The following is a 2041-nucleotide window of genomic DNA, read 5'->3' as shown; positions in this document are numbered from 1 at the left end:
GCTCGACGCAGAGACTCGGCACCACCTGCAGCGCGTCCGCGACGCACACACACGGACGCGTAGCCTGAGGAAACTACAGTCGCACTGAGAGAAGGGACGCATCATGCCGGCTCGTTTGGGACGCGGGAGGCTTCGTCCTCACCTACAAGCGCTTGGAGCAGGGCCGCTTTCGCCTGCCTGCCTTCGGCGAGGACGCCTTGGGAGCGCAACTGGATGCCACTCAGCTGTCCATGCTGCTCGACGGAATCGACGTCACGCACGTCCGCAGACCAGGCAAGTGGGCACCGCCCCCTGCCGCCGAGGCAATGCCCGCCAGCGGTGGGTTGGTTTTCCCAGAGAGATGGCAGCGCTCGATGCGACGCACCAGTGCGAGTGGCGTGAGCGAGCCGAAGGGCTCGAGCAGGAAAACCTCACCCTCAAAGAGCGCGTGGGCAGCATCGAATCCCAGCTCGCGCTCCTCCAGCGGACTGTCTTCGGAAACAAGAGCGAGAAGCTCCTCCGCCTCGAAGACGAGCTGCGCAAGGCCTCGGGCAACGCGCCCAGGCCGCGTGAAGCGACGCTGAAGGAGCGGAGGCTGAAGCGCGAGGCGCGTGCGACGTTGCCCGAGCGGCTGATTCATCACCGCGTTCCCAACGAAGCGCGGCGGTGTCCGTCCTGCGGTGGCACGGCGTTGAAGCCGCTGGGCCCCGGCAAGCGCACTGACCTCATCGAGTATGTGCCCGCGCACGTGGAGCGGCAGGTCCATCTGCAGGAGACGCTCGTCTGCCCCTGCGGCGCGGGCATCGTCACCGTCCCCGCACCGAAGGCCATTGAGCAAGGCCAGTATGGCCCGGGCTTGCTGGCGCACGTGGTGACGGCGAAGTGCTGCGACTCGATTCCGCTGTATCGCCAGGCCAAGGCCCTCGCCCGCGCGGGCATGCCCGTCGCGCGCACCACGCTCTGCGACGTCTTCCACGAGGTGGGCCGGGCCACGGCGCCACTCGCCGAGCGCCTCTTGGCGCTGGTGAGAGAGGCCCGCCTGGTGCACGCCGACGAGACACCCCAACGCGTGTTGGACGAAGGCAAGACGCGCCGGGCCTACGTCTGGACATTCCGCACCGATGAGCTCATCGCCTACGTCCACAGCGCCAGTCGCTCCGGCGTGACGCCCCTGGAAGTGCTCGGGGGAACCCAGGGCTTCCTGCGCGTGGATGGCTACACGGGCTACAACCGCGTGACGCTGCCGGAGGGGCGTGTGCGCGTGGGGTGCTGGGCCCACGTGCGCCGCAAATTCTTCGACGCGCTCACCACCGCGCCCGAGTCCAGGACGGCGCTCGACCTCATCCTCGCGTTGTACAGCGTCGAGCACGCCGCCCAAGACTCCGGGACGCTCGGCACTCCGGAACACCTCCACGCTCGCAGCACCACCAGTGCACGCATCCTCGAGCGTCTGGCTGCGTGGGTGGATGAACAGCTTCCGCTCCATCCCCCCAAGAGTCCCCTGGGCATGGCCCTTCGCTACACGAAGGGGCAGTGGAGTGCACTGACGCGTTTCTTGGAGGACCCTTCGCTGCCCCTCGACAACAACGCCGCGGAGCGTGCGTTGCGCGCCATGGCCCTGGGCAGGAAGAACTATCTCTTCGTCGGCAATGACGAGGCAGGTCGGAATCTGGCGGGGCTGAGCTCCCTGGTCGCCACGTGCGAGGTCCACGGCGTCAATCCCGAGACGTACCTCGCCGACGTGCTGATGCGACTTGGCAGCCACCCGGCATCACGTATGGACGAGTTGCTGCCTCGCCGCTGGCAACCGTCCTCCGCCTCCGCGCCTGACTCCTCCTGAAGCCACCCAAACCTTGGCGACCAGGACGTCCGTGCGCGGCTACCATGCTGAGCGAGCGGAAGGGTGCATCCGGCGAACGTCACCCGTCGGTCGGTTACTGCTCACCTGCACTGGGAGCATGCGCACGGCTGGCTCGGCCTTGGTGCTCACCTGGCGCCGACGGCGGTAGACCCATGACTGCACCGTGCTCAGCCGCAACCCCCGGCGCCCGGCGAACTCCCG

At 67.9% G+C, this 2041-nt stretch carries 1 protein-coding gene and 1 pseudogene; both read left to right on the top strand.

What is annotated here, in order from left to right; all coding sequences use genetic code 11:
• Positions 1 to 101: 101 nt before the first annotated feature.
• Positions 102 to 254: pseudogene (gene tnpB / locus HUA76_RS46690) on the top strand (IS66 family insertion sequence element accessory protein TnpB); the annotation flags it as partial.
• Between the two features lie 86 nt (positions 255 to 340).
• Positions 341 to 1819: an IS66 family transposase gene (locus HUA76_RS44700; protein WP_174464420.1), complete on the top strand. Its 1479-nt coding sequence runs from the start codon at positions 341 to 343 to the stop codon at positions 1817 to 1819.
• The last annotated feature ends 222 nt before the right edge of the window (positions 1820 to 2041 follow it).

It is taken from the genome of Myxococcus sp. CA056 (genome assembly GCF_013336715.1).
GTDB lineage: Bacteria > Myxococcota > Myxococcia > Myxococcales > Myxococcaceae > Myxococcus > Myxococcus llanfairpwllgwyngyllgogerychwyrndrobwllllantysiliogogogochensis.
This window is presented reverse-complemented; position numbering and strand designations above follow the sequence as displayed.